Below are 4,474 nucleotides of genomic sequence, written 5' to 3'. Positions count from 1 at the left end.
AGGGGGGGGGGGGGGGGGGGGGGGGGGGGGGGGGGGGGGGGGGCGGGGGGGGGGGGGGGGGGGGGGGGGCGGTGTGGGAGGGGGTGGGGGCCCCCCTCCCCCACGTTCGGGGGCCGTACTGTCAGCCCTGACCCGTGAGCCGCCGGCCGTACGGGAAGTCCTGACCGTAGCCCTACGCCCGTACGGTCAGCCCTTGTCGAGCATCCCCCGGCCGGCCGCCGCTTCCCGTTCGCGCTCGGCCGCGATCCGGCTCACCCGGCCGCGGACCACGAACCAGCCCACGACCAGCGCGGCACCGATCACCGGCAGCAGCATCACGGTCTGCTGCCCCACGCCCTCGCTGTCGAAGGCCATCAGGACGACGACGCCGAGCAGGAAGGCGATGGTCGCGATGTCGGTGACGGGGGTGCCCGGCAGCTGGAAGCGGGGGCGGTCGACCAGGCCCTCGCGGGAGCGCCGGACGAAGACCATGTGACAGAGCATGATCGTGCACCAGGTGCTGATGATGCCGAGCGCCGCGATGTTCAGCACGATCTCGAACGCCTTGCCGGGCACCAGGTAGTTGAGGCCGACGCCCAGCACGCACACCGCGGAGGTGAGCATGATGCCGCCGTACGGCACCTGATTGCGGTTCATCAGGGCGGCGAACTTCGGCGCCGAGCCCGCCATCGACATCGAGCGCAGGATGCGGCCGGTCGAGTACAGGCCGGAGTTGAGGCTGGACATGGCGGCGGTGAGCACCACGAGGTTCATCACGTCGCCCGCGGCCGGCACGCCCACGTTGGAGAGCACGGTCACGAAGGGGCTCTCGGAGCCGGTGTACTTGTTCCACGGCAGCAGCAGCGCGAGCAGGATGACCGAGCCGACGTAGAAGACACCGACCCGCCACATGATCGAGTTCACGGCCTTGGGTACGACCTTCTCCGGCTCACTGGTCTCGCCCGCGGTGACGCCGACCAGTTCGACGGCGGAGTAGGCGAACACCACGCCCTGCAGCACGATCACCACGGGCAGCAGGCCGCTCGGGAAGAAGCCGCCGTGGTCGGTGATCAGGTTCAGGCCGGGGGTCTCGCCGCCCACCGGGTGCTGGGTGGCCAGCAGGAAGATCCCGATGAACATGAAGACGACCAGCGCCGCGACCTTGATGATCGCGAACCAGAACTCCATCTCACCGAAGATCTTCACCGAGATGAGGTTGATGGACAGCACCACCGCGAGTGCGATCAGCGCCATGGCCCACTGCGGGACGGCGGTGAACAGGCTCCAGTAGTGGGTGTAGAGGGCGATCGCGGTGATGTCGGCGATCCCGGTCGTGGACCAGTTGACGACGTACATCCAGCCCGCGACGTACGCGCCCTTCTCCCCCAGGAACTCCCGCGCGTAGGAGACGAAGGAGCCGGACGACGGGCGGTGCAGCACCAGTTCGCCCAGGGCCCGTACGACGAAGAACGCGAACAGGCCGCAGACCGCGTAGGCGATGGCGAGCGCGGGGCCGGCGGAGGCGAGGCGGCCGCCGGCGCCGAGGAACAGGCCGGTGCCGATCGCCCCGCCGATCGCGATCATGTTGATGTGCCGGCCCTTGAGGCCTTTGCTGTATCCGGCGTCTCCCGCGTCCTGGGCGGTCGAGGCCTTCCCCCCGTCCGGCGGCCTGTGGGCGTCTTCCTGGACGGTTTCCGTGCTCACAGCTGGTTCATCTCGCTTTCGGGCAGGCGATGGAGCCGTCGCCGGTCCCACGGGTCACGCGAGTCCGGCCGACGGCACACCTTCCCCCAGAGCCGCCCCCTCGTCTGTGTGCTGGATCACAGCGTGTATGAGCCATCAATAATCCGCCCGGATATGCCCGGAATGACCTGTCGGGGTCATGCCCATGAGCCCGGAATTCCGCCACGCTCCGGTCATCACCCCTCACACAGAAGAACGGTTCGGGAGTCGCGTTCCGGTCGCCGGTGGCCGGAAACCGCTGCCGGAGCGGGAGCGGGGCCGCCGGCCACGACGACAGGCCCGGGACCGCGGCCCGCGCACCTGGCCCTCCCGCCGCGTCCCGGTAGTTTCACAGGGCCGGTGAGACAGCAATACTGTTGAACACGGACACCGCGCCACGGACGCGGCGGGCACAGGGGACGCGGGCGCACGCACGGACGCAGCGAGGGAAGTGAGGCGCGGCATGGCCACCGGGACCGGGGAAGAACCCACACTCACCGTCGACGAGTTGGCCGCCCGCGCGGGCGTGACCGTGCGCACCGTCCGCTTCTACAGCACCCGCGGGCTGCTGCCGCCGCCCGCGATCGGCCCGCGCCGCGTCGGCCGGTACGGCGCCGCCCACCTGTCCCGGCTCGCGCTGATCGAGGAACTCCAGCACCACGGCATGACCCTGGCCGCCATCGAGCGCTACCTCGCCCGGCTGCCCGACGACCTCAGCGCCCACGACCTCGCCATCCACCGCGCACTGGTCGCCTCCTGGTCACCGGACTCCGCCGAAGAAGCCACCCGGGCCCACCTGGAGCGCCGCGCCGGCCGGGTGCTGAGCGAGGACGACATCGACCGGCTGGCGGCGATGGACGTCCTTCAACGCACCGAGGACCCCGACGCCTTCCGGGTCGACCCGGGCGTCCTCCACCTGGGCATCCGGCTGCTGGACGTACCGGTCGCACTGGAGACGCTGCTCGCCGCCCGTACCGTCGTGCAGGAGCACACGCGCTCGGCCGCGCGCGAGCTGACCCGGCTCTTCCATGACGAGGTGTGGGGGCCCTACCGGGAACGCGAGTCGGACCCCGAGCAGGTGGAGTCGATGAAGTCGCTCTCCGCGCACATGCAGCCGATGGTGGTGCAGGCGCTGGTGACGGCCTTCCAGCGGTCGATGCGCGAGGAGTTGCGGGCGACGTACGCGGAGGAGTGAGCAGGCGCCCGGCGGGCATCACCTGGTTACCGGTCCCCGTGTGCGGCCGGTGGTGCGGCACAGCCCTGCGAGCGAGACGAGGCCGTGGGTGGAGGGGCGCGTTGTTTCCCGGGCCGAGGCGGCGGAGGTCCTCGCCCGGCAGGAGAGCCACTTCTGGGAGTTCAAGAGCGGCCGCAGCGGCGGGGCGGTCGTGCAGGTCATCGCCGCGGCCTTGGCCAACGCCGAGGGCGGTGAGTTCATCGTCGGCATCGAGGACCCGCGCAGCGGGCGCGGGCTGGCGCGGTGGCGCGGCTTCGCCTCGCTGGAGGACGCCAACTTCGTCCAGCAGGCCATGGTCGACCAGGTGGAGCCGCCGGTTCCGTACGACATCGAGTTCCTGCGGGTGGACGGGCACCCGGAGCTGGGATGGGCCTGCCTGGTCACGGTCCACAAGAGCCCGGACGTGCACCGGACGGCCCGCGGCGAGGTGCCGCAGCGGCGCGGCGCCCAGTCCCGGCGCCTGAAGGGGACGCAGATCACCGATCTGTCACTGTCCAAAGGCGCCCGTTCCTACGAGGACCAGCTGCTGCGCGACTACGCCCTGGAGGAACTGCGGGACGAGGACGAGCTGCACGCCTTCCTCGGCCGGTACAGCCCGCGCACCTCCGCCGAACGGTTCCTGCGCCGGCAGCGGCTGGTGGACCGCGGCGGGGTGCGGGCCACCGTCGCCGGCGCCGTCCTGTTCGCCGCCGAACCGCCCGCCGTCGTACCGAAGAAGTGCTCGGTGAAGATCGCCCGGTACGAGACCGGGGAGCAGGTCCCGGACCGCCGGCACCTGGCGGCCGCGCCGACGACGGTGGACGGGCCGGCGCGGCTGCTGATCGACCGGACGCTGGCGGCGGTCACCCGGATCATCCAGTCGGTGCCGGTGCTGGGCCCGGACGGCTCCCTGTCACCGATGGCCTATCCGCCGGAAGCCCTGAAGGAGATCATCGTCAACGCGGTGATCCACCGGGACTACAACCTCTCCGACGACATCCTGATCTCGGTCTTCGACAACCGGGTGGAGGTACGCAGCCCGGGGCGGCTGCCCGGCCACATGACGCCGGACAACCTGTTCACGGACCGCTTCGCACGCAACCCCACGATCGTGCGGCTGCTGAACAAGTACCCGGACCCTCCCAACAAGGACATCGGGGAGGGCCTGGACACCGTACTGAGCACGATGAAGGCGGCGAAGCTCAAGGAGCCGCGGTTCTTCGTGGAGGCCAACGCGTTCGTGGTGGTGCTGGAGCACACGCCGCTGGCCCGGCCCGAGGAACTGGTGCTGGAGTACCTGCGATCCAACCCGGAGATCCCCAACCGGATCGCGCGCCGGATCACCGGGATCGCCTCCGAGAACCGGATGAAGCGGGTCTTCCACCGGCTGCGGGACGCCGGGCAGATCGAGCCCGTACCGGGCCGGACCGGATCCCGCGCGGCGTGGCGTCTGCGGCGGGACTGACCGGCAGCGGGGGGGGGGGGGGGGGGGGGGGGGGGGGGGGAGAGGAGAGGAACNCGAGAGCCGCGAAAAACTCCCCCCCCCCTTCCCCCCCCCCC

The 4,474-nt window shown here is 71.2% G+C and carries 3 protein-coding genes; 2 read left to right on the top strand and 1 reads right to left on the bottom strand.

Annotated elements, in window-relative coordinates; translation table 11 throughout:
• Positions 1–186: 186 nt before the first annotated feature.
• Entirely contained in the window at positions 187–1,683 is a 1,497-nt protein-coding gene (locus tag ACZ4Z1_RS06560) for an amino acid permease (protein ID WP_468485461.1), read from the bottom strand.
• Positions 1,684–2,164: 481 nt separating this feature from the next.
• Here ACZ4Z1_RS06560 and ACZ4Z1_RS06555 point away from each other — a divergent pair, with 481 nt between their 5' ends.
• Together ACZ4Z1_RS06555 and ACZ4Z1_RS06550 are read left to right on the top strand one after the other, a co-directional pair.
• Complete coding sequence (locus tag ACZ4Z1_RS06555) at positions 2,165–2,896, top strand: MerR family transcriptional regulator (RefSeq protein WP_468485460.1); 732 nt, start codon at positions 2,165–2,167, stop codon at positions 2,894–2,896.
• 88 nt (positions 2,897–2,984) lie between these two features.
• Positions 2,985–4,379, top strand: coding sequence for an ATP-binding protein (locus tag ACZ4Z1_RS06550; protein ID WP_468485459.1), 1,395 nt, complete (start codon positions 2,985–2,987; stop codon positions 4,377–4,379).
• The last annotated feature ends 95 nt before the right edge of the window (positions 4,380–4,474 follow it).

It is taken from the genome of Streptomyces sp. NPDC030165 (assembly GCF_055573595.1).
Note: the sequence above shows the minus strand (reverse complement) of the source record. Positions and strands in the feature narration are given on the sequence as shown.

Bases quoted from the DNA above. Each gene is read 5' to 3' on its own strand.
- ACZ4Z1_RS06555 (WP_468485460.1), top strand. From the start codon at position 2,165: ATGGCCACCGGGACCGGGGAAGAACCCACACTCACCGTCGACGAGTTG.